The organism is Enterobacter cloacae, from assembly GCF_013375935.1.
In the GTDB taxonomy this organism is placed as follows: domain Bacteria; phylum Pseudomonadota; class Gammaproteobacteria; order Enterobacterales; family Enterobacteriaceae; genus Enterobacter; species Enterobacter pasteurii.
Window position 1 is genome coordinate 563,697 of record NZ_CP056117.1, and the last position, 24,186, is coordinate 587,882.

21 protein-coding genes and 2 tRNA genes are annotated in these 24,186 nt (G+C 56.8%); 5 read left to right on the forward strand and 18 right to left on the reverse strand.

Annotated elements, in window-relative coordinates; genetic code table 11:
- Position 1 precedes the first annotated feature (1 nt).
- From bsmA to HWQ14_RS02615, 3 genes are all read left to right on the forward strand, one after another.
- Positions 2-331: a biofilm peroxide resistance protein BsmA gene (bsmA, locus tag HWQ14_RS02605; protein WP_148421875.1), complete on the forward strand. Its 330-nt coding sequence runs from the start codon at positions 2-4 to the stop codon at positions 329-331.
- Between the two features lie 148 nt (positions 332-479).
- Entirely contained in the window at positions 480-755 is a 276-nt protein-coding gene (gene yjfN, locus HWQ14_RS02610) for a DUF1471 family protease activator YjfN (RefSeq protein ID WP_148421873.1), read from the forward strand.
- A gap of 171 nt (positions 756-926) precedes the next feature.
- A complete protein-coding gene (locus tag HWQ14_RS02615) occupies positions 927-2,858 on the forward strand; it encodes a methyl-accepting chemotaxis protein (RefSeq protein WP_176608897.1) in 1,932 nt (643 codons plus the stop codon).
- Here the strand turns inward: HWQ14_RS02615 and HWQ14_RS02620 are convergent.
- Positions 2,855-4,477 carry an isovaleryl-CoA dehydrogenase gene (locus HWQ14_RS02620; RefSeq protein WP_176608898.1) on the reverse strand — a complete coding sequence of 541 codons (1,623 nt, stop codon included), beginning with the start codon at positions 4,475-4,477 and terminating at the stop codon, positions 2,855-2,857. The two genes, HWQ14_RS02615 and HWQ14_RS02620, sit on opposite strands and share 4 nt — an antisense overlap.
- 195 nt (positions 4,478-4,672) lie before the next feature.
- On the opposite strand from HWQ14_RS02620, the gene HWQ14_RS02625 reads away from it, so the two are divergent.
- Positions 4,673-5,947, forward strand: coding sequence for an MFS transporter (locus HWQ14_RS02625; RefSeq protein ID WP_148421868.1), 1,275 nt, complete (start codon positions 4,673-4,675; stop codon positions 5,945-5,947).
- A 62-nt stretch (positions 5,948-6,009) separates the two neighbouring features.
- Here HWQ14_RS02625 and rlmB read toward each other — a convergent pair whose 3' ends face one another.
- The 14 genes from rlmB to nnr all read right to left on the reverse strand — a co-directional run bounded on the left by rlmB (position 6,010) and on the right by nnr (position 21,804).
- Positions 6,010-6,744, reverse strand: a complete 735-nt coding sequence (gene rlmB, locus HWQ14_RS02630; protein WP_148421866.1) for a 23S rRNA (guanosine(2251)-2'-O)-methyltransferase RlmB — start codon at positions 6,742-6,744, stop codon at positions 6,010-6,012.
- Positions 6,745-6,809: 65 nt separating this feature from the next.
- Entirely contained in the window at positions 6,810-9,251 is a 2,442-nt protein-coding gene (gene rnr, locus HWQ14_RS02635) for a ribonuclease R (protein ID WP_148421865.1), read from the reverse strand.
- A gap of 38 nt (positions 9,252-9,289) precedes the next feature.
- On the reverse strand, positions 9,290-9,715 hold the full coding sequence (gene nsrR / locus HWQ14_RS02640) for a nitric oxide-sensing transcriptional repressor NsrR (RefSeq protein ID WP_014882230.1): 426 nt from the start codon (positions 9,713-9,715) through the stop codon (positions 9,290-9,292).
- A gap of 201 nt (positions 9,716-9,916) precedes the next feature.
- Complete coding sequence (locus tag HWQ14_RS02645; RefSeq protein ID WP_032628076.1) at positions 9,917-11,215, reverse strand: adenylosuccinate synthase; 1,299 nt, start codon at positions 11,213-11,215, stop codon at positions 9,917-9,919.
- A 104-nt stretch (positions 11,216-11,319) separates the two neighbouring features.
- A complete protein-coding gene (locus HWQ14_RS02650) occupies positions 11,320-11,517 on the reverse strand; it encodes a DUF2065 domain-containing protein (RefSeq protein WP_003855996.1) in 198 nt (65 codons plus the stop codon).
- A gap of 71 nt (positions 11,518-11,588) precedes the next feature.
- Positions 11,589-12,593, reverse strand: a complete 1,005-nt coding sequence (hflC, locus tag HWQ14_RS02655) for a protease modulator HflC (protein WP_148421863.1) — start codon at positions 12,591-12,593, stop codon at positions 11,589-11,591.
- 2 nt (positions 12,594-12,595) lie between these two features.
- Positions 12,596-13,855, reverse strand: a complete 1,260-nt coding sequence (gene hflK / locus HWQ14_RS02660; RefSeq protein ID WP_176608899.1) for an FtsH protease activity modulator HflK — start codon at positions 13,853-13,855, stop codon at positions 12,596-12,598.
- Between the two features lie 56 nt (positions 13,856-13,911).
- Positions 13,912-15,192: a ribosome rescue GTPase HflX gene (hflX, locus tag HWQ14_RS02665; RefSeq protein WP_148421859.1), complete on the reverse strand. Its 1,281-nt coding sequence runs from the start codon at positions 15,190-15,192 to the stop codon at positions 13,912-13,914.
- A 74-nt stretch (positions 15,193-15,266) separates the two neighbouring features.
- Positions 15,267-15,578: an RNA chaperone Hfq gene (gene hfq / locus HWQ14_RS02670; RefSeq protein ID WP_148421858.1), complete on the reverse strand. Its 312-nt coding sequence runs from the start codon at positions 15,576-15,578 to the stop codon at positions 15,267-15,269.
- A gap of 85 nt (positions 15,579-15,663) precedes the next feature.
- Positions 15,664-16,614, reverse strand: coding sequence for a tRNA (adenosine(37)-N6)-dimethylallyltransferase MiaA (gene miaA, locus HWQ14_RS02675; RefSeq protein ID WP_148421857.1), 951 nt, complete (start codon positions 16,612-16,614; stop codon positions 15,664-15,666).
- Positions 16,607-18,451, reverse strand: a complete 1,845-nt coding sequence (gene mutL / locus HWQ14_RS02680) for a DNA mismatch repair endonuclease MutL (RefSeq protein ID WP_176608900.1) — start codon at positions 18,449-18,451, stop codon at positions 16,607-16,609. Before mutL ends, miaA begins: the two co-directional genes overlap by 8 nt.
- Before the next feature lie 9 nt (positions 18,452-18,460).
- Positions 18,461-19,810, reverse strand: coding sequence for an N-acetylmuramoyl-L-alanine amidase AmiB (amiB, locus tag HWQ14_RS02685; protein WP_176608901.1), 1,350 nt, complete (start codon positions 19,808-19,810; stop codon positions 18,461-18,463).
- Positions 19,811-19,826: 16 nt separating this feature from the next.
- Positions 19,827-20,288 (reverse strand): tRNA (adenosine(37)-N6)-threonylcarbamoyltransferase complex ATPase subunit type 1 TsaE, encoded by a 462-nt coding sequence (gene tsaE / locus HWQ14_RS02690; protein ID WP_003855970.1) that lies wholly within the window; start codon positions 20,286-20,288, stop codon positions 19,827-19,829.
- Positions 20,281-21,804, reverse strand: a complete 1,524-nt coding sequence (gene nnr / locus HWQ14_RS02695; RefSeq protein ID WP_176608902.1) for a bifunctional ADP-dependent NAD(P)H-hydrate dehydratase/NAD(P)H-hydrate epimerase — start codon at positions 21,802-21,804, stop codon at positions 20,281-20,283. Before nnr ends, tsaE begins: the two co-directional genes overlap by 8 nt.
- On the opposite strand from nnr, the gene queG reads away from it, so the two are divergent.
- Positions 21,803-22,942: a tRNA epoxyqueuosine(34) reductase QueG gene (queG, locus tag HWQ14_RS02700; RefSeq protein ID WP_148421849.1), complete on the forward strand. Its 1,140-nt coding sequence runs from the start codon at positions 21,803-21,805 to the stop codon at positions 22,940-22,942. The two genes, nnr and queG, sit on opposite strands and share 2 nt — an antisense overlap.
- A 271-nt stretch (positions 22,943-23,213) precedes the next feature.
- Here queG and HWQ14_RS02705 read toward each other — a convergent pair.
- The 3 genes from HWQ14_RS02705 to orn all read right to left on the reverse strand — a co-directional run bounded on the left by HWQ14_RS02705 (position 23,214) and on the right by orn (position 24,152).
- Positions 23,214-23,289, reverse strand: a tRNA-Gly gene (locus HWQ14_RS02705).
- A gap of 45 nt (positions 23,290-23,334) precedes the next feature.
- A tRNA-Gly gene (locus HWQ14_RS02710) sits at positions 23,335-23,410 on the reverse strand.
- A 196-nt stretch (positions 23,411-23,606) separates the two neighbouring features.
- Positions 23,607-24,152 (reverse strand): oligoribonuclease, encoded by a 546-nt coding sequence (orn, locus tag HWQ14_RS02715; protein ID WP_013095280.1) that lies wholly within the window; start codon positions 24,150-24,152, stop codon positions 23,607-23,609.
- Positions 24,153-24,186 lie beyond the last annotated feature (34 nt).

Sequence of the window (24,186 nt, forward strand, 5' to 3'; positions counted from 1 at the left end):
TATGGCTATCAGGAAAAGAGACAGGTTTATGCGCAGGCTTACCGCTTTATTGCTGGTCTCACTGCTTAGCGGATGTTCCGTACTGCAGGGTACGCCAGAACCGGCTCCACCGGTTACCGATCGTCCTCAGGAAATTCGTCGTAACCAGACGGAAGGATTACAACGTCTGGGTTCCGTCTCCGCGATGGTTCGCGGTTCCCCGGATGATGCAGAAGACGCAATTGAAGCACAGGCCGTCGCCGCAAAAGCAGATTATTACGTCATCACGATGATTGATGAAACCATTATTACGGGACAGTGGTACGCACAGGGGATTTTGTACCGCAGGTAAGCATCATCATTTAAACGACTTTTACACTGCTTTGCGTCCGTAGACATTTTCCTGTCCACAATAAACTCCATGCCAGCAACAATGGAAATGAGTTTATTCGCGAAGGATTGCCCGGCGGATACCGGAGACACGTGAAAAGGAGCTGACGATGAAACGAACCCTTGCCTTAACGACGTTATTACTTTCAGCAGGCCTGCTGAGCACCACGGCGCAGTCAGCCGAATTTGCCAGCGCTGATTGTGTCACTGGCCTGAACGAAATTGGTCAGATCTCCGTGACGAATATTACGGGGAGCCCGCAGGACGTTGAACGTGTCGTGGCCCTGAAGGCGGACGAACAGGGCGCCTCCTGGTATCGCATCGTCCAGATGCAGGAAGACCGCCATATTAACCACTGGCGGGTCCAGGCCATTCTTTATGCATAACTTCCTCCCGATAAAAGCCACTTAATTTTAGTGGCTTTTCGTATTTGCAAATTTTTTATCCTCTCTGAAACCAAATAAAAACAACCATGTAACACCTTGTTACATTAAAGTGATAAACGTTCGCTTCGCTCTGCCGTTGAACAGCCATACCTTTTCAATGATGAGCAATTTATGATCACTTTCTTCCACCGGGCGGGCCTGGGCACGAAGCTATCGCTGCTGACAGGCGCGGGTGTCGCCACGCTTTTTTTGCTGTTCACCTTTCTTCTCAGCCACAAAGCCAGCCAGCAGCTCGAAGATTTAGCGGTTGAAGACCTGCACAATCAGTCTACCGGCATGGTGGACATGGTGCAGATGTTCAACACCAGCCTGAGCGAAGAGGTCGAAAGCTATACTCGCCTGTTCACCACCTTTTTGCCGCAGCCGCTGAATAGCGACAGCAGCCAGAGCCGGACCATCAACGGGCTTACCGTTCCCCTGCTCAAAGGTGGGGAAACGGAACTACACGAGAACAATACGCTTTCTGATGACTTCCTGAGCCGTACGGGGGCAATTTCGACGCTGTTTGTCCGCAGCGGTAATGACTTTATCCGCGTGGCCACGTCGCTGCGCAAAGAGAATGGGGAGCGCGCGATCGGAACCGTACTCGACGCCACCGGCCCGGCGTTCGCGGCGGTAACCAAAGGGGAAGTCTATCGTGGGCTGGCGCTGCTGTTTGGTAAGCGCTACATCACGCAGTACCAGCCCGTTAAGGATCCGCAAGGCCAGGTAATCGGGATTATCTTTGTCGGCGTGGACATCACCCATTCGTGGAACGTCATGCGCGAGAAAATCCTGAACCGTCGTCTGGGCGAGAGCGGTCGCTTCTTTGTACTGGACCGCAGCAATGGCAAAACGCGCGGACAGTACCTGTTCCACGCCACCGAAGAGGGTAAGCTGCCGAACTGGGACGCCGCCACACAGCAGCAGCTTCTGGGTGATAAACCCGGCACGCTGGAACGCGTGAGCGCGGATGGCCGTACGCTAAAAGTCGCCTATACGCCGCTGCCGGGCTGGAACTGGACCATCGTGGGTGAAGTGGATAAAGCCGTGCTGCTTTCAAGCGTGACGACCCTGCGCGATCGCTTCCTGCTGGCGGGCGTGGCGCTGTCTGCACTCTTCGCGGGCCTGTTCGTTCTCATCATTCGCCGGATGCTGACCCGCCCGCTGCGCGGGGTAATCGATCTTGCCCGCCAGTATGCCGCAGGCGATCTTCGCGCCAGCCTGCCGGTAACGCGTCAGGATGAGGTCGGCCAGCTGGTTGACGCCATTAACGGCATCGGGGATGGCCTGCAAAAAATTGTGCTGCAGGTCCGCGAGGCCGCAGGCGAGATCCATCAGGGAACTAACGCGCTGGCCTCAGACACTGGCGAGATTTCTGAGCAAATCAACAAGCAGGCCAGCAGCGTTGAGGAAACGTCTGCCAGCATGGAGCAATTAGCCGCGACCGTGCAGCAAAACGCCGCCAACATGGAGCAAACGCAGCAGCTGGTGGGAGAAACTTCGCGGGCGGTACACCACGGTGGACAGACGGTAACGCATGCCGTATCCACCATGGATGATATTCGCGACGCATCGAAACGTATCGAAGACATCACCCGCGTAATTGAGTCCATCGCTTTCCAGACCAATATTCTGGCACTCAATGCGGCGGTTGAAGCGGCGCGGGCAGGCGAACACGGCAAGGGCTTTGCCGTGGTGGCGCAGGAGGTGCGTGCCCTGGCGGCGCGCAGCGCCAATGCGGTGAAGGAGATTGAGCAGCTGATTGGCGACACGCTGAACAAGGTTAGCGAAGGCCATGCGCTGTCTGAACAGACGCGCCTGGCGATGGACTCGATCATTGTCCATATCGATAACATCAGCCAGCTCGTTACCGAGATCAACCACGCGTCCCGCGAACAGTCTGCGGGGATTGGTCAGGTGAATCTGGCGATGACGCACATCGGGGAGGCATCGCACATTAACGCCGATCGCATCTCACGCAGCGAGCAGACGGCGCAAACGCTGCGCGAGAAGGGCTCCCACCTCACAAGGCTGGTAAGCCTGTTCCAGCTGAAGGGTTAACCGACTCTGCCCGTTGCGCGCAGCAGCAGGTCATTTTGCACCTGCTCGCTCAACAGCGTACCGCCCCGGGCATCCAGCATCATGCGGCACCACGCCTGCGCCACGGGCGGCGATGCGTGCCGCAGCATCTGACTTCCTGCGCCAAGTAAAAAGAGCTGCTGGACGATCTCCCTGCCCTGCGCCTCCTGCGGTTTACGCAGCTTCTGCTGCAGCTGCCGCCAGCTGCGATCGAAGTGTCTGTCCTGGCCTTTCACCTGCGCAAAATCGTCGGTGAGCAGCTCGAGAATGCCTGGCTGCTTCGCCAGCACGCGCAGGACGTCCAGGCACATAATATTGCCTGAACCTTCCCAGATGCTGTTAACCGGCATTTCACGGTACAGCCGCGGCAGTTCGCTCTCTTCGCAATAGCCTGCGCCGCCCAGCACCTCCATCGCTTCCGCCACAAAGGGGATACCCGCTTTGCAGACGCTGTATTTAGCCGCCGGAGTGAAAAGCCGCGCCCATGCGGCTTCCTGCGCGTTTTCACGTTTGTCCCACGCGCGGGCCAGGCGGAACAGCAGCGCCGTGTGTCCCTCCAGCACCAGCGCCATACGGCCTAGCACCTCGCGCATCAGCGGCTGATCGACAAGGTTTTTACCGAAGGTCTGGCGCTGATGGGCATGATAAAGCGCCACCGAGAGCGCCCGGCGCATCAGTCCGTGGCTGCCCAGCGCGCAGTCAAAGCGCGTCAGCCCGCCCATCTTCAGGATTTGCCGGACGCCTTCGCCCTCTTCGCCCAGCAGCCAGCCGGAAGCATCAAGGAACTCCGCCTCACTGCTGGCGTTCGAGCGGTTGCCGAGCTTATCCTTCAGACGCTCCAGGCGAACGGCATTACGCTGGCCGTCAGGCAGGAAGCGCGGGACAAAAAAGCAGGATAAACCGCCTTTCGCCTGCGCCAGCACCAGGTGCGCATCGCTCTGCGGCACGGAGAAAAACCATTTGTGGCCCACCAGCCGGTAACTGCCATCGCTGCATTTTTCTGCTTTGGTAGTATTGCTGAGCACGTCCGATCCGCCCTGCTTTTCCGTCATCCCCATACCTATCAGCAGGCCGCGCTTTTGGGTGCCCGGCGCAAGATGGGGATCGTAGCGATCGCTCATCAGCGGCGTTAGCCAGTCATGAAAGGGCGCGGGCAGCGACTGCTGCAACAGCGGCGTGGCGGCAAAGGTCATGGTCACCGGGCATAACGTCCCGGCCTCCACCTGAGCATGAAGCACGAAACGCGCGGCCCTGGCGACGAAAGATCCTTTTCGCGCCGCTTCCTCCCACGCCAGGTTGTGGACCCGGTTAGCGCAAAGCCCCTGCATCAGAAGATGCCATGCCGGATGAAAGCGAACGTCATCCAGCCGCTCTCCCGTAGCGTCATAACGCAGCAGTTCAGGCGGGTTAACGTTCGCCAGCCTGCCCAGCTCCAGCGACTCCGCCGTGCCCAGCTGCTGTCCGATGCTGGCAAGAAGCTCCATATCCCATTCAGCCCCTTCGCGCGCAACCGCATCGCGCAGGGCGCAGTCAGAGAGAAAAAGGTTACTGTTCGAAAGCGGCGCGGGTTGATTAAAAACGGTATGCGTCTGCCAGTGCATGCTGTCTCCCTCCTTTCATTGGCAATTAGCGTAAGTATGGACAGGGCGCCTGAACGCTGCATGGGAGGGGGGTCACACGATGGCGATCGCACTGATATCATTCGTGAATTAGCTCACAGAACATAAGAATAAACTATTTCATTACTCCGCTTATGTTGAATAATTTATTCTTAACCCGTCGTTGTGAGGATCGTTATGCAACAGGATGCGCACAAGCGTGCATTAATTGCAGGCTCCATTGGTAACTTCATCGAGTGGTATGAATTTGCGGTGTACGGTTTTCTGGCAACCGTTATTGCGAAAAATTTCTTCCAGCTTGAAGGGGAAGCGGGACTGACGAGCCTGATCCTCACCTGGGCCTCGTTCGCCATCGCCTTCTTCTTCCGCCCGCTGGGGGCGGTGGTGTTTGGCCGCACTGGCGACCGGATCGGCCGTAAACCGACGCTGATTATCGTGCTGGTGCTGATGACGCTCGCCACCGCCGCCATCGGTATTGTGCCGGTCTACGCCAGCATCGGGATTGCCGCGCCGCTGATCGTTACGCTGCTGCGTATTCTGCAAGGTCTGTTCGCGGGCGGTGAGTATGGCGGTGCGGTTTCGTTGATGACGGAATTCGCTCCGCGCGGCAAGCGCGGCCTTTACGGCGCCTGGCAATCCTTCACCGTAGCGCTCGGACTGTTAGCGGGCGCAGGCATTGTCGCATTGCTCTCCGCCCTCCTAACACCCGAAGCCCTGCACGACTGGGGCTGGCGGATCCCGTTCTTCCTGGCGCTGCCGATGGGTGCGGTCGCGCTATGGCTGCGGGTGAGCATGGAAGAGACGCCAAGCTTCGTGCAGCAGCAGGAAAAACCGGTTATTGCACGGGCCAGCACCGCCGCCACCTTCAAAACCATCCTGATGGGCATTGGTCGCGTTATGGTCTGGTCTGCGGCGGGGTATACCTATCTGGTGATTATGCCGACCTATCTGCAATCGGCGCTGCACACCGGGTTTAACCAGGCGCTGCTGATTGCGGTGATTTCTAATGTTGGCTTTGCGCTCACCATCATTCCGTCGGGAATGCTCAGCGACAAAATCGGGCGGCGTACGGTAATGGTTATCGCCACGGTGCTGCTGCTGATCCTCGCCCTGCCGCTGCTGAAAATACTGCAGGCGGAGTCCAGCACGCTGGCGGTCAAAGCGATTGTGGTGTTGATTGCGGGAGGTCTGGTGGGAATGCTGGCAGGCCCGGGGCCGGCAATGCTGTCTGAAATGTTCCCGACGCGCGTGCGCTATACCGGGCTGGGGCTGGCCTATTCCCTGTCGAACGCGATCTTCTCGGGCTGTGCGGGGCTAATCATTACCGGGCTGATTAAAGAGACGGGGAATCTGGATATTCCGGCGTATTACGTAATGGCGACGGCGGTGGTGAGCATTTTTGCGCTGATGACGTTGAGGAAGGATGACCATTTGCGGTCGCTGGAGGAGTGAGGTTATCACCGTCTGGTGCCCTCACTCCGGCCCTCTCCCACAGGGAGAGGGAGAATGGCTGTTTATGCTCCGCGCTGGCGCACCGCTTCAAACAGGCAGATGCCCGTCGCAACGGAAACGTTCAGTGACGACACGCTGCCCGCCATCGGGATGCTGATTAGCTCGTCGCAGTGCTCGCGCGTCAGACGGCGCATACCTTCGCCTTCAGCACCCATCACCAGCGCCAGACGGCCGGTCATTTTGCTCTGATACAGGGTGTGATCCGCTTCACCGGCGGTGCCGACGATCCAGATGTTCTCTTCCTGCAACAGACGCATGGTGCGCGCCAGGTTGGTGACGCGGATCAGCGGCACGTTTTCCGCCGCGCCGCAGGCTACTTTTTTAGCGGTCGCGTTCAGCTGTGCGGAGCGATCTTTCGGCACAATCACCGCATGCACCCCTGCCGCATCCGCGCTACGCAGGCACGCGCCAAGGTTATGGGGATCGGTTACGCCATCGAGGATCAGGAAGAACGGGTTCTCCAGCCCGGCGATCAGATCCGGCAGATCGTTTTCCTGATACTGACGACCCGGCTTCACGCGCGCGATGATGCCCTGGTGCACCGCGCCTTCGCTTTTCTCATCCAGATACTGGCGGTTCGCCAGCTGGATCACCACGCCCTGCGCTTCCAGCGCGTGGATCAGCGGCATCAGACGCTTATCTTCACGCCCTTTCAGAATAAATACTTCCTGAAAACGCTCTGGTGCGCGCTCCAGCAGGGCCTGCACCGCGTGGATGCCGTAAATCATTTCACTCATTGATGGTTCTCGTAATAAATATTTCCCCTCTCCCCTGGAGGAGAGGGTCAGGTTGAGGGGAGGATTTACTCCGCCTGCTGTTTCTTCGCCGCGCGCTTCGCTTTGGTCGCGGCCGCTATTTTTTGGGTCTTAGTCGACGGTTTTTTCGCTTTACGGGCATCTTTCTTCGCCGCCTTTGGCTTCTGCTTCTTCTCGCCACGGAAGGCGCTGTCTGGCTCAAAGTTCACGCGCTTACCCGCCTGGCGGCGCTTGCCGCCCGCTTTGCCGTTGCCGCCTTTCTTCGCCTTTTCGCGCTCGGTTTTGCCGACGTTACGCGGCGCACGCTCGCTGGAGATGAGGCTAAAGTCGATTTTACGGTCGTCCATATTGACGGCTTCGACCTTCACTTCCACACGATCGCCCAGACGGTAGGTCTGGCCGCCAGATTCGCCGATCAGGCGCTGGCCAACCTGGTCAAAGCGGTAGTAATCATTATCGAGGCTGGAAACGTGCACCAGGCCGTCGATAAACAGCTCATCCAGACGCACGAAGAAACCAAAGCCGGTGACGCTGGCAATCACGCCCTTAAAGACGTTACCTACCTGATCCAGCATAAAGTCACACTTCAGCCAGTCCGCCACGTCGCGCGTGGCTTCATCGGCACGGCGCTCGGTCATGGAACAGTGCTGGCCCAGCTGCAGCATCTCTTCCACGGAGTAGTGATACCCCCCGGTTTCGGTCGTGTTGCCTTTGTGGCCCTGCTCATGCGCCAGCAGATACTTGATCGCACGGTGCAGCGACAGATCCGGATAACGGCGGATCGGCGAGGTAAAGTGCGCGTAAGACTGTAGCGCCAGGCCAAAGTGACCGCGGTTTTCCGGATCGTAAATCGCCTGCTTCATGGAGCGCAACAGCATGGTTTGCAGCATTTCCGCGTCAGGACGATCGCTGATGGACTCCAGCAGCTCGGCGTAATCGCGTGGCTCAGGCTTATTACCGCCCGGCAGTTCCAGACCGAGCTCGGCCAGTACGGAGCGGAACGAGGTAACGGCTTCCGTGGTCGGCTTATCGTGAATACGGAACAGCGCAGGCTCTTTGGCTTTCTCAACGAAACGTGCCGCCGAGATGTTCGCCAGGATCATACACTCTTCAATCAGCTTGTGGGCATCGTTACGCTGGGTCTGTTCGATACGCTCGATGCGACGTTCGGCATTGAAGATAAACTTCGCCTCTTCGCTCTCAAACGAGATCCCACCGCGCTCTTCGCGCGCCTGATCCAGCGTTTTGTAGAGGTTGTGCAGCTCTTCAATATGTTTGACCAGCGGCGCGTACTGTTCGCGCAGGTCACGGTCGCCCTGCAGCATATGCCAGACCTTGGTGTAGGTCAGGCGCGCATGGGAACTCATGACCGCTTCGTAGAACTTGTATCCGGTCAGGCGCCCCTTACTGGAGATGGTCATTTCACAGACCATACACAGGCGATCAACCTGCGGGTTCAGGGAACACAGACCGTTGGAAAGCACTTCCGGCAGCATCGGCACAACCTGAGACGGGAAGTAAACCGACGTGCCGCGGCTGCGCGCTTCGTTATCAAGCGGCGTATGCGGGCGAACGTAATAGCTCACGTCAGCGATGGCTACCCACAGGCGCCAGCCGCCACCGCGTTTTTTCTCGCAATACACGGCGTCATCAAAGTCGCGGGCGTCTTCACCATCAATGGTGACCAGCGGCAGATCGCGTAAATCCACGCGGCCTGCTTTGGACTCTTCCGGCACTTCTTCACGCAGGTTTTCGATCTGGTCTTCCACCGCTTTCGGCCAGACGTACGGAATTTCATGGGTGCGCAGCGCCATATCAACGGCCATGCCGGTGCCCATGTTATCGCCCAGCACTTCGACGATTTTACCTACCGCTTTGGTACGGCGGGTCGGGCGCTGGGTAAGTTCAACCACCACCACAAAGCCCATACGCGCGCCCATCACCTCTTCAGGCGGGATCAGGATGTCGAAGCTCAGACGGCTGTCGTCCGGCACAACAAAGCCTACGCCCGCATCGGTAAAGTAGCGGCCCACAATCTGGCTGGTTTTCGGCACCAGCACGCGGACCACGCGCGCTTCGCGGCGGCCCTTACGGTCTGCACCCAGCGGCTGCGCCAGTATCTGGTCGCCGTGGATACACATTTTCATCTGTTCGGATGAGAGGTACAGATCGTCCTTACGGCCTTCCACACGCAGGAAGCCAAAGCCATCGCGGTGACCTATAACGGTGCCTTTCAGCAGGTCGAGGCGTTCCGGCAGCGCGTAGCACTGGCGACGGGTAAAGACCAGCTGCCCGTCGCGCTCCATGGCGCGCAGGCGGCGGCGAAGGGCTTCAATTTGCTCTTCACCTTCAATGTTTAATTCAGCGGCAAGTTCTTCACGATTGGCGGGTTTTTCGCGTTTTGTTAAGTGTTCAATGATGAACTCGCGGCTGGGGATAGGATTCGCGTATTTTTCTGCTTCGCGTTCCTGGAAAGGATCTTGTGACATGTCGGTTCCTCCGTTGTCAGCTCCGGTGGAAATTTTCTTCATTCCACCAGCAATAATTTATAAAGCGGTTGATTCTCTTCAACCAAATCGGCCAGCGTGTAGTTATCCAGTTCCTTGAGAAAACTTTGCACGGCCTTTGAAAGCGCCTGTTTCAGGCGACAGGCGGGCGTAATGTGGCAGAACTCGCTGCTACAGTTCACCAGAGATAGCGGCTCCAGCTCACGTACCACATCGCCGATACGAATACTCTGTGCCGGTTTACCGAGACGGATCCCTCCATTCTTCCCGCGGACGGCAGCAACGTATCCGGCACGACTAAGTTGATTGATTATTTTGACCATATGATTACGGGATACACCGTACACCTCTGTGACTTCAGAGATACTGGTCATCTTCCCATCGGGTAACGACGCCATGTAAATCAGCGCGCGTAAGCCGTAATCGGTGAAACTTGTTAACTGCACATCAACCTCAGGAAAAAGGGAAAACGCGGTTAAACCGCAGAGATATTCATTAATGATGATAAACCAGCCAGATAGGTAGCGGCTAATTTATTTGAACTGAAAGGGGGAAGGAGAACGAAAAAGCCGGATGCGCGTTGCATATCCGGCCTGAGACAGTTTTTTCAGGCCCGGCAAGCGCAGCGCCGCCGGGCGAAACCATCATTATGCGTCGAACGGGTCGCGCAGGATCATCGTTTCAGTACGATCCGGGCCGGTGGAAATAATATCGATCGGCACTTCGGTCAGTTCTTCAATACGCTTAATGTAATCCAGCGCGGCTTTTGGCAGGCCACTACGCTCTTTCACGCCGAAGGTGGTCTCAGACCAGCCCGGCATGGTTTCGTAGATTGGCTCGATGCCTTCCCAGTCGTCAGCAGCCAGCGGAGTGGTGGTCACTTCACGGCCATCCGGCATACGGTAGCCTACGCAGATTTTCACTTCTTTCAGGCCGTCCAGCACGTCCAGCTTGGTCAGGCAGAAGCCAGACAGGGAGTTAATCTGCACTGCGCGACGCACGGCAACGGCGTCCAGCCAGCCGGTACGACGACGACGACCGGTGGTCGCGCCAAATTCGTTACCCTGCTTGCACAGGAACTCGCCGGTTTCATCAAACAGCTCGGTCGGGAATGGACCTGCACCCACGCGAGTGGAGTAAGCTTTGATGATACCCAGAACGTAATCCACATAACGTGGGCCCAGACCGGAGCCGGTTGCCACGCCACCGGCGGTGGTGTTAGAGGAGGTTACGTACGGATAGGTACCGTGGTCGATGTCCAGCAGCGTCCCTTGCGCACCTTCAAACATGACGAAATCGCCACGCTTGCGCGCCTGGTCCAGCAGATCGGACACATCAACAACCATACCGGTCAGAATGTCTGCGATCGCCATGACGTCATCCAGCACTTTCTGGTAGTCAACAGCGTCAGCTTTGTAGAAGTTCACCAGCTGGAAGTTGTGATATTCCATCACTTCTTTCAGTTTTTCAGCGAAGGTGGCTTTGTCGAACAGATCGCCCACGCGCAGACCGCGGCGTGCAACTTTATCTTCGTAAGCCGGACCGATACCACGACCGGTGGTGCCGATAGCTTTCGCGCCACGCGCCTTTTCACGCGCAACGTCCAGCGCCACGTGATAATCCAGGATCAGCGGGCAGGCTTCGGAGAGCAGCAGACGCTCACGAACAGGGATACCACGGTCTTCCAGACCTTTCATCTCTTTCATCAGCGCAGCTGGAGACAGCACAACGCCGTTACCGATGATGCTGGTGACGTTTTCGCGAAGAATGCCTGATGGAATAAGATGAAGGACGGTTTTTTCACCGTTGATTACGAGAGTATGGCCTGCGTTGTGACCGCCCTGGTAGCGTACAACATATTTAGCCCGTTCAGTCAGAAGATCGACAATCTTCCCTTTACCTTCGTCACCCCATTGGGTGCCCAGTACGACGACGTTGTTACCCATTTTTTTCAAAATCACCGTTTGCTTAAAAATGGATTCTACCATCGCTTTTTCAGATATACAGCACTTTTTGACCCTAAAATATGCCAGTTACGGTTAGTTTTTGATCAGCCAATCGTTTTCCTCAACATGTAGTAGATAACGATACCGGCAACCACAAGACCGCCGCCGAAACGACGCAATATATTGTCCGGCAGTTGGCTCATTGTTGCGATCATTCGACGCCACGCGCGGGGATAAAGCATCGGGCCGAGACCTTCCAGCACCAGAACCAGGGCCAGAGCAAGCCAGATCGTTGAATTCATTTTTCATCCTTATAAAAGAAAACCACCGCTCCTGACGAAGCGGTGGTTTGAATACTCAAACGAGACTGAGTTTATCGCGTTGCGTTGGATGGCGTCTTCATATAACGGAAGAAATCGCTGTCCGGGCTGAGCACCATCACATCCTGGTTGCTCTTGAAGCTATTCTCATAAGCTCGCAGGCTACGGATAAAGGCGTAGAAGTCAGGATCCTGGCTGAATGCATCAGCAAACAGTTTCGCCGCTTCGGCATCACCTTCACCGCGCAGGATACGGCCCTGACGCTCAGATTCCGCCAGCGTCTTGGTCACTTCATAGTCCGCTGCCGCGCGCAGTTTTTCCGCTTCTTCCTGACCCTGTGAACGGTGACGACGGGCTACCGCCTCACGCTCGGCGCGCATACGGTTGTAGATAGCCTCAGACACTTCCGCCGGCAGGTTGATCTGCTTGATACGCACGTCGACCACTTCAATACCCAGCGCCGCCATACTGTTCGGGTTGATCACCGGCACTTTACCGTTGGTTTCAGCCTGAACGCGTTCAGCCGCTTTAGCAATCGCATCATCCGCTGCTGGCGTTTCCACTTCGTCTTCCGTGCCCGCGGTACCGGAGTTCAGCGCATCGCGCACTTCCAGCGTCAGTCGGCCACGGGAGTCGGTCACGATGTCTTTCACATCCAGACGACCAATCTCGGAACGCAGACGGTCAGAGAACTTACGCTTCAGCAGCACTTCCGCCTGAGAAACGTCGCCGCCGCCTGTTGCCAGGAAGTAGCGGCTGAAATCGCTGATACGCCATTTAATATAGGAATCAACGATCAGGTCTTTCTTCTCTTTAGTCACAAAACGGTCGGCCTGGTTATCCATGGTCTGGATACGCGCGTCGAGCGTTTTAACAGACTGAATGAAAGGCACCTTGAAGTGCAGGCCCGGCTCGTAAATCACCGGACGCTTGTCGCCGTCACGCACGACGCTGCTGAACTGGAACTTGATCCCACGCTCGCCCTCTTTCACCACAAAGATCGAGGTATAAAGCACGACAAGTACGATGACGACGATCGCAATAACTGACTTACGCATCCTTATTCCCCCTGACGCTGGTAGTCGTTACGCTGCGCGTTAGCACGGCGTTGGTCCATAATGTCACCATCGTTCGAAGAAGGCGTTGTGTTCGCGCTGGCGCTGCCAGACGAGGCTGGCGGCAGACGCAGCAGGTTGTTCGCACCGCTGTTATCTTTCGCGGCTGGCGCAGAACCGCCTTTCAGCATCTGATCCAGCGGCAGTACCATCAGGTTTCCGCCCTTGCTGTCGTTAACCAGCACTTTGCGGGTATGGCTCAGCACTTTTTCCATGGTCTCGATATAGAGACGCTCGCGGGTAATTTCCGGAGCCGCTTTATATTCCGGCAGGATACGCGCGAAGCGAGCCACTTCACCCTGCGCTTCCAGGATGGTCTGGGTCTTATACGCACGCGCCTCTTCCAGAATACGCTGCGCCTGACCGTTAGCACGCGGCTGAACTTCGTTGGTGTACGCTTCCGCTTCACGGATGTACTGCTGTTCGTTTTCACGCGCAGCAATCGCATCGTCAAACGCGGCCTTCACCTCTTCCGGCGGACGAGCAGCCTGGAAGTTGACGTCCAGCAGGGTGATACCCATGTTGTACGGACGGATGGTCTCTTCCAGCTCGCGCTGGGTATCGCTACGAATAACGGTACGACCTTCGGTCAGGATACGGTCCATGGTGTATTTACCGATCACGCCACGCAGGGCGCTGTCGGTCGCCTGACGCAGGCTGTCATCCGCACTGGTCACGCTAAACAGATAACGTTCTGGATCCGTCACGCGGTACTGCACGTTCATCTCAACGCGCACCACGTTTTCGTCAGACGTCAGCATCACGCCGGAGGCCGCCAGTTCGCGAACGGACTCCACGTTCACCGCGGTCACGTTGTCAATGAAGGTCGGCTTCCAGTTCAGGCCCGGCTCAACCAGATGGCTGAACTTACCGAAACGGGTTACCACGCCGCGCTCTGCTTCTTTAATGGTGTAGAACCCGCTGGCTGCCCAGATGATTACCACCGCAGCGGCCACAATGCCGACTACGCGGCCACCCATAGGCGGGCGCGAACTCTGAGTGGAATTGCCACCCGAGCCAGAACCTTTTCCTCCGCCGAGGCCACCAAGCTTTTTGCTCAGTTTGCGGAAGATATCATCCAGATCCGGTGGCCCCTGCTCGCGACCACCTTTGTTGCCATTTCCCCCAGAGTTGCCGCCTTGATTATTGCTGCTTCCCCACGGGTCGCGGTCTTGTCCGTTATTACCGGGCTGATTCCACGCCATGTATATGCTCCATATTTGTTATGCAAGGGCGAATTATTCAGGCTTCCCCTTTCTGATCAGACGATATAGTCCGCCAGCGCAGGTTCTTGTTTACAGAGGCGACGCCAGTCAACGATCGGCATACGCACCTGCATCCCCACGCTGCCGTCATCCTCCATCCACTCTTTTTCTATCGCCTGAAGCTGATAAAACCGGCTGCGCAGCCTGCCTTCCTGTGGCGGCAGTCGCAGCGTGTGCTGAGCTACCTCACCGGAAAGACGTTCTGTCAAAGCCTGGAAAAGCAGTGGCACACCAATCCCGGACTGCGCAGACAGCCAGACCCGAATCGGTTTGTTCTCTTCATCTCGGTCGATACGCGGTTCGAAATCGTCCAGCATATCGATCTTGTTCATTACCAACAGCGTGGGAATGTCGTGGGCGTCGATCTCTTCGAGCACCACATTCACCGCGTCGATGTTTTCCTGCACGCGTACGTCTGCTGCATCAATCACGTGCAGCAGCAGGGTTGCCTGACGCGTCTCCTGCAACGTCGCTTTAAACGCCGCGACGAGATCGTGCGGCAGATGGCGGATAAACCCTACGGTATCCGCCAGCACCGTTTCACCGACGTCAGCTACGTCAATCCGGCGCAGCGTGGGGTCCAGGGTCGCAAAAAGCTGGTCTGCGGCATAAACCCGGGCCTCGGTTATCTGGTTAAACAGGGTGGATTTACCGGCGTTGGTATAGCCCACCAGCGACACCGTCGGGATGTCCGCTTTGGTTCGCGCACGACGCCCCTGCTCGCGCTGTTTCTCTACACGTTCCAGACGTGAAAGGATCTGGGTAATACGGCCACGCAGCAAACGGCGGTCGGTTTCGAGCTGGGTTTCACCCGGGCCGCGCAAACCAATCCCGCCTTTTTGTCTTTCAAGGTGTGTCCAGCCACGCACCAGACGCGTCGCCAGATGGCGCAGCTGCGCCAGCTCAACCTGCAGCTTACCCTCGTGGGTACGCGCACGCTGAGCAAAAATATCTAAGATCAACCCCGTGCGATCGATAACACGGCATTCGCAGAGAGCTTCCAGGTTACGTTCCTGAGCCGGAGACAGCGCATGATCAAACAGCACAACGGATGCGCCGGTTGCTTTTACGGCATCCGCAATTTCTACTGCTTTACCTTCACCAACAAAATACTTCGGGTGCGGCGCTTTACGGCTACCGGTAATCACCTGCATTGCTTCGACACCGGCGGAAGAGACCAGAGATTCAAACTCCTGGAGGTCTTCCATATCTTTGTCTTGCGAAAAATAGATGTGTACCAGCACCGCCTGCTCACCGGCGTCATAACGGTCAAACAAGCGTAAACCTCTCTAAAAAGATCAGCGGGGAACGCAGGATCCCTGGCTCCCCGTGTGGATAACAGTACGAAACCTTATTCAGTCTCGTCGCTGTCCTGCGCAGGAGAAGAAGAACCCTGCGCGTTGCTGCCATGATGGTAGTTACTACCAGTGCCGCCGCCAGCGTTATTGCTGTGATGAGATACCGGACGGGACGGAACAACAGTAGAAATAGCGTGCTTATAGACCATCTGACTGACCGTGTTTTTCAACAGGATCACGAACTGATCGAAAGACTCAATCTGACCTTGCAGCTTAATACCATTCACCAAATAAATAGAAACTGGAACACGTTCCCGACGCAATGCGTTCAGGAACGGATCTTGTAAAGATTGCCCCTTAGCCATTCTATCTTTTCCTTATATGCTTGTTTTGTACTTAGAACCTTGCGATTCTGAAAAATTGCGCACGATACGCCTCAATTGTACACATTCAGTGAGCGATATCACCAATAACCTCAATCACTTCGTTTAACGCCTGTTGCGGTTTTTCGCTGTCTAACCAGTGAACTCCCTCCCAACCGCGCAACCAGGTGATCTGGCGCTTCGCTAACTGTCTCGTGGCGCAAACACCTCTATAAACCATTTCATCGTATGAAATCTCGCCTTCAAGATACGACCACATCTGGCGGTATCCCACACAACGAACGGAAGGCATGTCCGTATGCAAATCTCCACGGGCAAAAAGCGCCCGCACTTCTGCTTCAAAATCTGAAGCCAACATCTGATGAAAACGCTGCTCAATTCGTTGATGGAGCAGTTCACGGCTCGCCGGGGCGATGGCGAACTGATGCACCTGATACGGCAGAGCGTCTCCTGACGTTTGCGTCAGTTCCGTTAAAGTTTTACCCGAAATGAAAAAAACTTCCAGTGCCCGGGAAAGCCTTTGCGGATCGTTTGGATGGATCCGCGCTGCGGCAACCGGGTCAATCTCTTCCAGTTGCTTGTGCAAAACGTCCCAACCCTGCTCTGCCGCCTGCTGCTCAATCTTTGCCCTCACTTCAGGATCTGCCGATGGCAGAGGCGATAACCCCTCCAGCAGCGCCTTAAAGTAGAGCATGGTTCCGCCAACCAACAGCGGTATACGTCCCGCGGCGGTAATCTCGGCCATCTCGGCTAACGCATCGCGGCGAAAATCTGCCGCGGAATAAGCCTGCGCCGGGTCGAGAATATCCAGCAAACGGTGCGGTGCCGCACGCAGTTCCTCTGCGCCGGGCTTCGCCGTGCCGATGTCCATCCCTCGGTAAATGAGGGCAGAATCGACGCTAATCAACTCTACTGGCAAAACTTTACGTAGCTCAATGGCTAACGCCGTTTTGCCGGAGGCCGTTGGGCCCATTAAAAAAATTGCCTTTGGCAGGCTCGCCTTACTTACGTCATTCATGTTTCAGGGCGGTCATCGCCTTTTGTAAATCAACAGGTTGTAACAAACCCTCTGGCGGCGCTTTTACCAGCTGCGGGCAGAGACGCTCCACCTCCGCCAGCACGGTAATCGCCTGCGCCACACTCCACGACGAATGTTCGCTGGCCAGACGGCGGGCGATCCACTGCGCGGTATCGGCGGCATCAAACGTCGTTTGCTGCGCCAGGTAGCCTATCAGTTCAGGAATCAAGTTTTGTAAATTTTGTTGGCGTAAGGGTAAAGGCACTGCGCGAATTGTCACATGCTGCGCGTCCAGTACGATTTCGATGCCCATTTCGGCCAGCTGCGCCTGTACCTGCTGCAAAACCCTTGTTTCTTCCGGGGATATTTTCAGGCGAACGGGGATCAGCAGCGGCTGCGCGCAGGCAGCATTCACGCCGGGCGTTAGCTGCGCCTGCTTGAGCCAGCGCTCCGCCACGGTAAGGGCCAGCAACATTAGCTTACCCTCGCGTTCAAGCAGGGCCACGTCAGGCGCGACGATGGTCAGCACCCGGCCAAAACTCTGGCTATGCCCATCCAGAGAGGGTGTTGAAACCGTGATGTGCTCTTTATGCTCTACCGACGGCGTATCCAGCAGTTTGCGGTACAGCGCTCCCTGCTGCTTTTGATAGCCCGGCTGGGCGTTGGGATAGTTCGCCCCGGTCGGTCGCGGAGCGTTACCCGTCGAGGCTAAGCGCGGCGCAGACGGCTCGCGCACCGCCGCCGGTTCGGCAAAGTGATTCCGTCCGGCCGCCACGCGGTTTTCCGGAAGCGGACGCGGCTCGGGTTGTTCCTTTGCCAGCGGCAGCTCTGGCGTGGCCTGCTGCTGCAATACAGCGGCCACGCCCTGATAGATAAAATCATGCACCAGACGCGACTGGTGGAAACGCACCTCATGCTTGGCTGGATGCACGTTAACGTCAACCTGATGCGGGTCAATTTCCAGATAGAGCACAAAGGCAGGCTGCTGATCGGCTCCGAGCTTATCCTCGCAGGCCTGCCGAATAGCGTGGTTTATCAGGCGGTCACGCATCATGCGGCCGTTAACGTAGCAATACTGGATCTCAGCAAATGCGGCGCTGCTCGCGTTCGGATCGGCAACCCAGCCGCGCAGGGCCAGATCGCCATGCTGCCACTCAATAGCCAGCGCTTTTTCCAGAAACGGCGTGCCGCAGATGGCCCCCAGCCGACGCTCCTTTTGCCCGCCTTCCGCCACCGCGCGATACTGGCGCATCACCTTGCCGTTATGGCTGAGGTTAATGGTGACGTCAAAACGCGCCAGCGCGATGCGGCGGATGATCTCGTCGATATGTCCGAATTCAGTCTTTTCGGTTCGCATAAACTTGCGGCGAGCGGGCGTGTTGTAGAAGAGATCCAGCACCTCCAGCGTGGTGCCTACCGGATGCGCCGCAGGCTTGACCGTGACGTCCATATCGCGCCCTTCGGCGTAGGCCTGCCAGGCTTCCTGCTGTTCCGCCGTGCGGGAAGTAAGGGTCAGGCGGGAAACGGAGCTGATACTGGCCAGCGCTTCGCCGCGAAACCCCAGGCTGATAATCGCTTCCAGATCGTCCAGCGAGGCAATTTTGCTGGTGGCATGACGCGCCAGCGCCAGCGCCAGCTCGTCTTTTTTAATGCCGCAGCCGTTGTCGCGAATGCGGATGAGCTTTGCGCCCCCGCGTTCAATATCGATATCAATGCGGGTTGCCCCCGCATCGAGGCTGTTTTCCACCAGCTCTTTCACTACCGACGCAGGGCGTTCCACCACCTCACCGGCGGCGATTTGGTTCGCGAGCTGCGGCGGTAGAACCTGAATCGGCATGAATTCTCCTTAATTAGTCGCGGTCATCTCACCCGGCAGCGCTGCACTGGCCGTCTGGGCTGCACCGCCCTGTGGTGCAGACTGAAGCGGATGCGCCTCAAAGTATTTACGCAGGCCGTTATAAATCGCTTCGGCAATTTGCTGCTGATAGCTGTCGCTTCCCAGTAGACGCTCTTCACCGTGATTGCTGATAAAGCCGGTCTCTACCAGAATCGACGGAATATCCGGCGAGCGCAGCACGCCGAGGCTCGCATGCTCCGGACGACGCTTGTGCAGCGATCCAACGCTTTGCAGCTGATTGAGTACGTTAGTGGCGACATCATACCCGACGCACTGAGAATGACCGAACTGTAAATCCAGCACTGCCTGGCTGAGATACGGATCGGCCTGGCTGTTTGCCAGCACATCGCCTGCCCCACCTAACAGTTCCGACTGCTTCTCATGCTCTTCAAGCCAGTTGGCCATTTCGCTGTTGGCGCGACGGTTGGACAGCACCCACACGGACGCACCGGTGGCGCTACGGTTCGGCGCTGCGTCCGCATGAATCGAGACCAGGAAGTTAGCGTTCTGTTTGCGCGCCACGTCCGAGCGTCCCATCACGGAGATAAAGTAGTCCCCGTCGCGGGTTAATACGCCTTTAAACATCGGATCGTCATTCAGAAGCGCGCGCAGCTTGCGGGCAATGGCAATGGTGACATTTTTCTCACGCGTGCCGCCCGGGCCAATCGCGCCGGGATCTTGCCCACCGTGTCCGGCGTCAATGGCGATAATCACCTTATCGCCGCTAGCTGGCGTACGTCGCGCGCTGGCCGCCGGACGCGTCACCGTGTTGCTGCTGGTCACGGCGGTAAGACGGTCATTTTGTGATTTAAACGGATTACGGGCAGGCTCAGACGGTCGTGAGGTATAAACCGGTGCCTCTACGCGCTTTGCCACAACGGGTGCAGGCGGCGGTGGTGGCGGCGGTGGCGGCACGTCGGCATTGATGGTGAAGACCACCGTATAATTCGCGCCGTTTTGCTGCTTAACCGCCTTCGTTTTGCCTTTTTCGGTGAGGTCAACCACCAGGCGAAGAGACTGGGCATCCTTCGGAGTACCCGAACGGATGCTTTTCACCAGATTATTACCGCTGAACTGTAGCGGCAGCCCCTGGATCACCCCGGACTGTTTAATATCGAGCGCCACGCTGCGGCTGTCGATTTGTGAAAAAGCATATTCAGGATCGCCCATAAAGCTGAACGTAATGCGGGCCTGGCTATCGCCATTCGACACCTGAATATCCGAGAGGCTTGCCGCCCCGGCCTGCGCGCACAACAGTACCGTGGCAGCCAACACCCAACTTTTAACGCGATTAATCATCCCGTTATCCCTACGCTCAACCGGCTAAACGCGCCAGTAAGGAACAGCCTGATGAGGAAACCGCACTGATGCGCGCCTCACGCCCTTGTGCCTGGTAATCTAAGTGAATTTCGACATCCGGGTCAGGCAGCACACCCGCACCTTGTTGCGGCCACTCCACCAGGCAGATGGCGTCGTTGGCAAAGTAATCGCGGATCCCCATAAATTCCAGCTCCTCCGGATCCGCAAGACGATATAAATCAAAGTGGTACACCATGATATTTTCAAGCGTGTACGGTTCTACCAGCGTGTAGGTCGGGCTTTTTACGTTCCCGTTATGGCCTAACGCCTGCAAAAAACCGCGGCTGAAGGTTGTTTTACCCGCGCCTAAATCGCCATACAGATAAATGACGGTCGCCCCCTGACAGGCCTGCGCCACGCGCTTGCCGAGATCTAAAGTGGCTTGTTCATCAGGTAAAGGAATTGCTCGATTAGTCATTTTCTACGTCAATCACATCCGGGTTAACAACACGCCGCAGCGTGCAAAAAAGATCGGTGGCCAGCATACCGCGCGTACCATAACGGGCAGCCAGCCCGTCAGCCGCCGCACCGTGGGCCACGCAGCCAGCACAGGCTGCATCATAAAGGGGAAGTTTCTGTCCGAGCAATGCGCCAATGATGCCGGAGAGCACATCGCCCATGCCGCCGCTCGCCATGCCTGCATTACCGGCATCAATAATGCCCACGGCGTCATCGCTTGCGATGACGGTTCCCGCCCCTTTCAAAACGGCAACACCTCCGTAACGTTTTACCAGACGTTGGGCAGAAAGTAAGCGATCGCTTTCAATTTCTGCCACGCTACAGTTAAGCAGCCGCGCGGCTTCGCCGGGGTGTGGCGTCAGAATGCGATTGTGACGCTTATCCGGATTTATTGCCAGAAGGTTAAGCGCGTCGGCGTCCCACAGCATCGGTTTACGAAAGTTCTCGACTTTTTGCAGGGCCTGTTTACCCCAGCTTTGTTGCCCGAGCCCGGGGCCAATTACCACCACATCCGCCCATTCGAGGCTCTCCTCCAGCGACTGCGGGGTAAGCTCGTGGACCATCAGTTCCGGACGCGCGGTAACGATCGGCGCAATGTTTTCGCTGCGGGTGAGCACGCGCACTAAACCGGCACCGCTGCGCAGGGCCGCTTCTCCGGCCATGCGAATCGCGCCTGCGGTACCGCTATCGCCACCAATTATCACCAGCCGGCCATGGTCGCCCTTATGGGACGTGGGCCGGCGCGGCGGCAGCCACCGTGCAAGCTGAGAGGCATCAAAGCGGGAAAGCTGGGTTTCCTGCCCCGCCAGCCAGTTTTCCAGCCCCAGCGCGTTGTGGTGCAGGATACCCACCACGTCCCGCGCCTTGCCGGTAAGCAGGCCCGGCTTCAGGGCGATAAAGGTCACGGTATGCGCGGCCTCGATCGCCGCTCCCGGCGTCGCGCCGGTTTGCGCCATCAGGCCGGAGGGAATATCCAGCGCAATCGCCGGAGCGGGATGCGCGTTGGCGCGCGCAATCAGGGCGGCGACGTTATCGCGAGGGGCGCGCATCAGTCCCGTTCCCAGCAGCCCGTCAACAATCACGTCCACGTCATCGGGCCAGGCGATATCAGGCGCGTGAATAACGCCCCCGGCGTTCAGCCAGGCTTCTCTCGCCGTACCGGCTTCTTCCGGCAGCGGTTTATCACTCTCCAGCGCCAGCAGGGTGACGCGCAGCCCCGCCGCCACCGCCAGACGAGCCACGACATAGCCGTCGCCACCGTTATTGCCGTGCCCGCACAATATCAGGTAATGCGAAGCATCCGGGTAGGCCATGCGCGCAACGTTGAACGCCGCCTCGCCCGCGCGCTGCATCAGTTCATAAAGGGTGATGCCCAGGCTGTCTGCGGCCTCTTTTTCGGCGCGTCGGAGGTCATCCGCATGCCAGATGGAATGTGGTATACTTGCGGGGTTTTTCTTCACAGTATGGTCCGTCATGTCACAGCCCCTCGATCTCAATGAATTAGCGCAAAAAATAAAACAGTGGGGCGCTGAACTGGGCTTCCAGAAGGTCGGTATCACCGACACCGATCTCTCTGCCAGCGAGCCTAAGCTACAGGCATGGCTGGATAAACAATATCACGGCGAAATGGAGTGGATGGCGCGTCACGGCATGATGCGTGCCCGCCCTCACGAGCTTTTGCCGGGTACGTTACGCGTCATTAGCGTACGCATGAACTATCTTCCCGCCAGTGCGGCCTTTGCGCGTACGCTAAAAAATCCCTCTCTGGGCTACGTCAGCCGTTACGCTCTGGGGCGTGATTACCATAAGCTTCTGCGCAACCGCCTAAAAAAGCTCGGGGAAACCATTCAGCAGCACTGTGTTTCGCTGAATTTTAGACCCTTTGTTGATTCTGCGCCTATTCTGGAACGTCCAATTGCTGAAAAAGCCGGGCTTGGCTGGACAGGTAAGCACTCACTTATCTTAAGCCGCGACGCGGGCTCGTTCTTTTTCCTGGGCGAGCTGCTGATTGATTTACCGCTGCCGGTAGACGGCCCGGTGGAAGAAGGCTGTGGGCGCTGCGTGGCCTGTATGACCATCTGCCCAACGGGCGCTATCGTTGAGCCGTATACCGTTGATGCGCGTCGCTGTATCTCCTACCTCACGATCGAACTGGAAGGGGCTATTCCGGAGGAATTCCGCCCGCTTATCGGCAACCGCATCTACGGCTGTGATGACTGCCAGCTGATCTGTCCGTGGAACCGCTATTCACAGCTGACGGACGAAGAAGATTTTAGCCCACGCAAGGCGTTACATGCTCCGCCGTTAATCGAGCTGTTTGCCTGGACCGAAGCCTGGTTCCTGAAAGTGACGGAAGGTTCCGCCATTCGTCGTATCGGCCATCTGCGCTGGCTGCGAAATGTGGCCGTCGCGCTGGGCAATGCCCCGTGGGATGAAGCGAATATTCAGGCGCTCGAAAGCCGAAGAGGTGAGCACCCACTTCTCGATGAACACATAGAATGGGCGATTGCGCAGCAAATCGAGAAGCGAAATGCCTGCGTGGTCGAGGTGCAGTTACCGAAAAAACAGCGTCTGGTCAGGGTCATTGAAAAAGGGCTTCCGCGGGATGCGTGATATATTCACAGCCTGTGAATAAAAATAAGAACGCAGGCGCCATCAGGCTTAGCAAACAGGTCAAGTGATCTCAATAACATTTTGACATGAAATTTTATTAATATAATTCATGCGGTTAGGAGAATTTCATTCACCCTGCTAACTTTTTGAACGGTTCTGGTTAAGCGACTTTTCTGTGGATAACTCTGTTTACAAGAGTATTTCAGATACAACGAAAGATGTCCCCAACGACGAAACTCGCTGTGGATGATTTTGATAAGAAGTAAAAATTTGGAGCGGGAAACGAGACTCGAACTCGCGACCCCGACCTTGGCAAGGTCGTGCTCTACCAACTGAGCTATTCCCGCTTGGGTGTTCTGGTGCTGGCGTATCTTGCGATACTTTTCAAATTTTGGAGCGGGAAACGAGACTCGAACTCGCGACCCCGACCTTGGCAAGGTCGTGCTCTACCAACTGAGCTATTCCCGCAAATCTGTACTGCTTTTGTTGCTGTCGTAACGTGTAATTCTCTGTCGTTACGGGAGGCGCATTATACGAGAAATCCGTTTAGCTGCAACCCCCCTCAAAGCGATTTTTTCGAAATTAAGTTCAAGTGCTTATTTAATCGGCAAGCTGAACAATTTAACGACAAAAACCCGGCCGCGCAAGGCGCCGGATCGCAAAATCACAGCTTAATAAAGTTTTCGCGGTAGTACGCCAGCTCCGCAACAGACTCGCGGATGTCGTCCATTGCCTGGTGCGTCCCCTGCTTTTTGAAGCCGTCGAGAATTTCCGGTTTCCAGCGGCGGGCCAGCTCTTTCAGGGTGCTCACGTCCAGATAGCGGTAGTGGAAGTAGGACTCCAGCTCCGGCATGTACTTAAACAGGAAACGACGATCCTGGCCAATGCTGTTGCCGCAGATAGGCGATTTTCCTGCGGGCACCCACTGCTTAAGAAATTCAAGCGTCGCCAGCTCCGCTTCGCGGTCGCCCATGGTGCTGGCCTTCACGCGCTCCACCAGCCCGCTGCCGGTATGGGTACGCACGTTCCACTCATCCATCAGCGCAAGCTGGTCATCAGACTGATGCACCGCAATCGTTGGGCCTTCCGCCAGAATATTGAGGTTAGCATCGGTGACCAGCGTGGCGATCTCAATAATGCGATCGCGCTCGGGATCCAGCCCGGTCATCTCCAGATCGATCCAAATCAGGTTATTTTCGTCCGCGCTCATGTTATTTTCCACCCTTCTCGCATAACCGGCAGTA

Coding starts and splice junctions, on each gene's coding strand:
- HWQ14_RS02650 (WP_003855996.1), bottom strand. CDS start 11,517: ATGAATTCAACGATCTGGCTTGCTCTGGCCCTGGTTCTGGTGCTGGAA.
- HWQ14_RS02615 (WP_176608897.1), top strand. CDS start 927: ATGATCACTTTCTTCCACCGGGCGGGCCTGGGCACGAAGCTATCGCTG.
- amiB (WP_176608901.1), bottom strand. CDS start 19,810: ATGATTAATCGCGTTAAAAGTTGGGTGTTGGCTGCCACGGTACTGTTG.
- queG (WP_148421849.1), top strand. CDS start 21,803: ATGTCACAGCCCCTCGATCTCAATGAATTAGCGCAAAAAATAAAACAG.
- hflC (WP_148421863.1), bottom strand. CDS start 12,593: ATGCGTAAGTCAGTTATTGCGATCGTCGTCATCGTACTTGTCGTGCTT.
- mutL (WP_176608900.1), bottom strand. CDS start 18,451: ATGCCGATTCAGGTTCTACCGCCGCAGCTCGCGAACCAAATCGCCGCC.
- rlmB (WP_148421866.1), bottom strand. CDS start 6,744: ATGAGTGAAATGATTTACGGCATCCACGCGGTGCAGGCCCTGCTGGAG.
- HWQ14_RS02625 (WP_148421868.1), top strand. CDS start 4,673: ATGCAACAGGATGCGCACAAGCGTGCATTAATTGCAGGCTCCATTGGT.
- HWQ14_RS02620 (WP_176608898.1), bottom strand. CDS start 4,477: ATGCACTGGCAGACGCATACCGTTTTTAATCAACCCGCGCCGCTTTCG.
- hfq (WP_148421858.1), bottom strand. CDS start 15,578: ATGGCTAAGGGGCAATCTTTACAAGATCCGTTCCTGAACGCATTGCGT.
- hflK (WP_176608899.1), bottom strand. CDS start 13,855: ATGGCGTGGAATCAGCCCGGTAATAACGGACAAGACCGCGACCCGTGG.
- nnr (WP_176608902.1), bottom strand. CDS start 21,804: ATGACGGACCATACTGTGAAGAAAAACCCCGCAAGTATACCACATTCC.
- HWQ14_RS02645 (WP_032628076.1), bottom strand. CDS start 11,215: ATGGGTAACAACGTCGTCGTACTGGGCACCCAATGGGGTGACGAAGGT.
- miaA (WP_148421857.1), bottom strand. CDS start 16,614: ATGAATGACGTAAGTAAGGCGAGCCTGCCAAAGGCAATTTTTTTAATG.
- tsaE (WP_003855970.1), bottom strand. CDS start 20,288: ATGACTAATCGAGCAATTCCTTTACCTGATGAACAAGCCACTTTAGAT.
- orn (WP_013095280.1), bottom strand. CDS start 24,152: ATGAGCGCGGACGAAAATAACCTGATTTGGATCGATCTGGAGATGACC.
- yjfN (WP_148421873.1), top strand. CDS start 480: ATGAAACGAACCCTTGCCTTAACGACGTTATTACTTTCAGCAGGCCTG.
- bsmA (WP_148421875.1), top strand. CDS start 2: ATGGCTATCAGGAAAAGAGACAGGTTTATGCGCAGGCTTACCGCTTTA.
- rnr (WP_148421865.1), bottom strand. CDS start 9,251: ATGTCACAAGATCCTTTCCAGGAACGCGAAGCAGAAAAATACGCGAAT.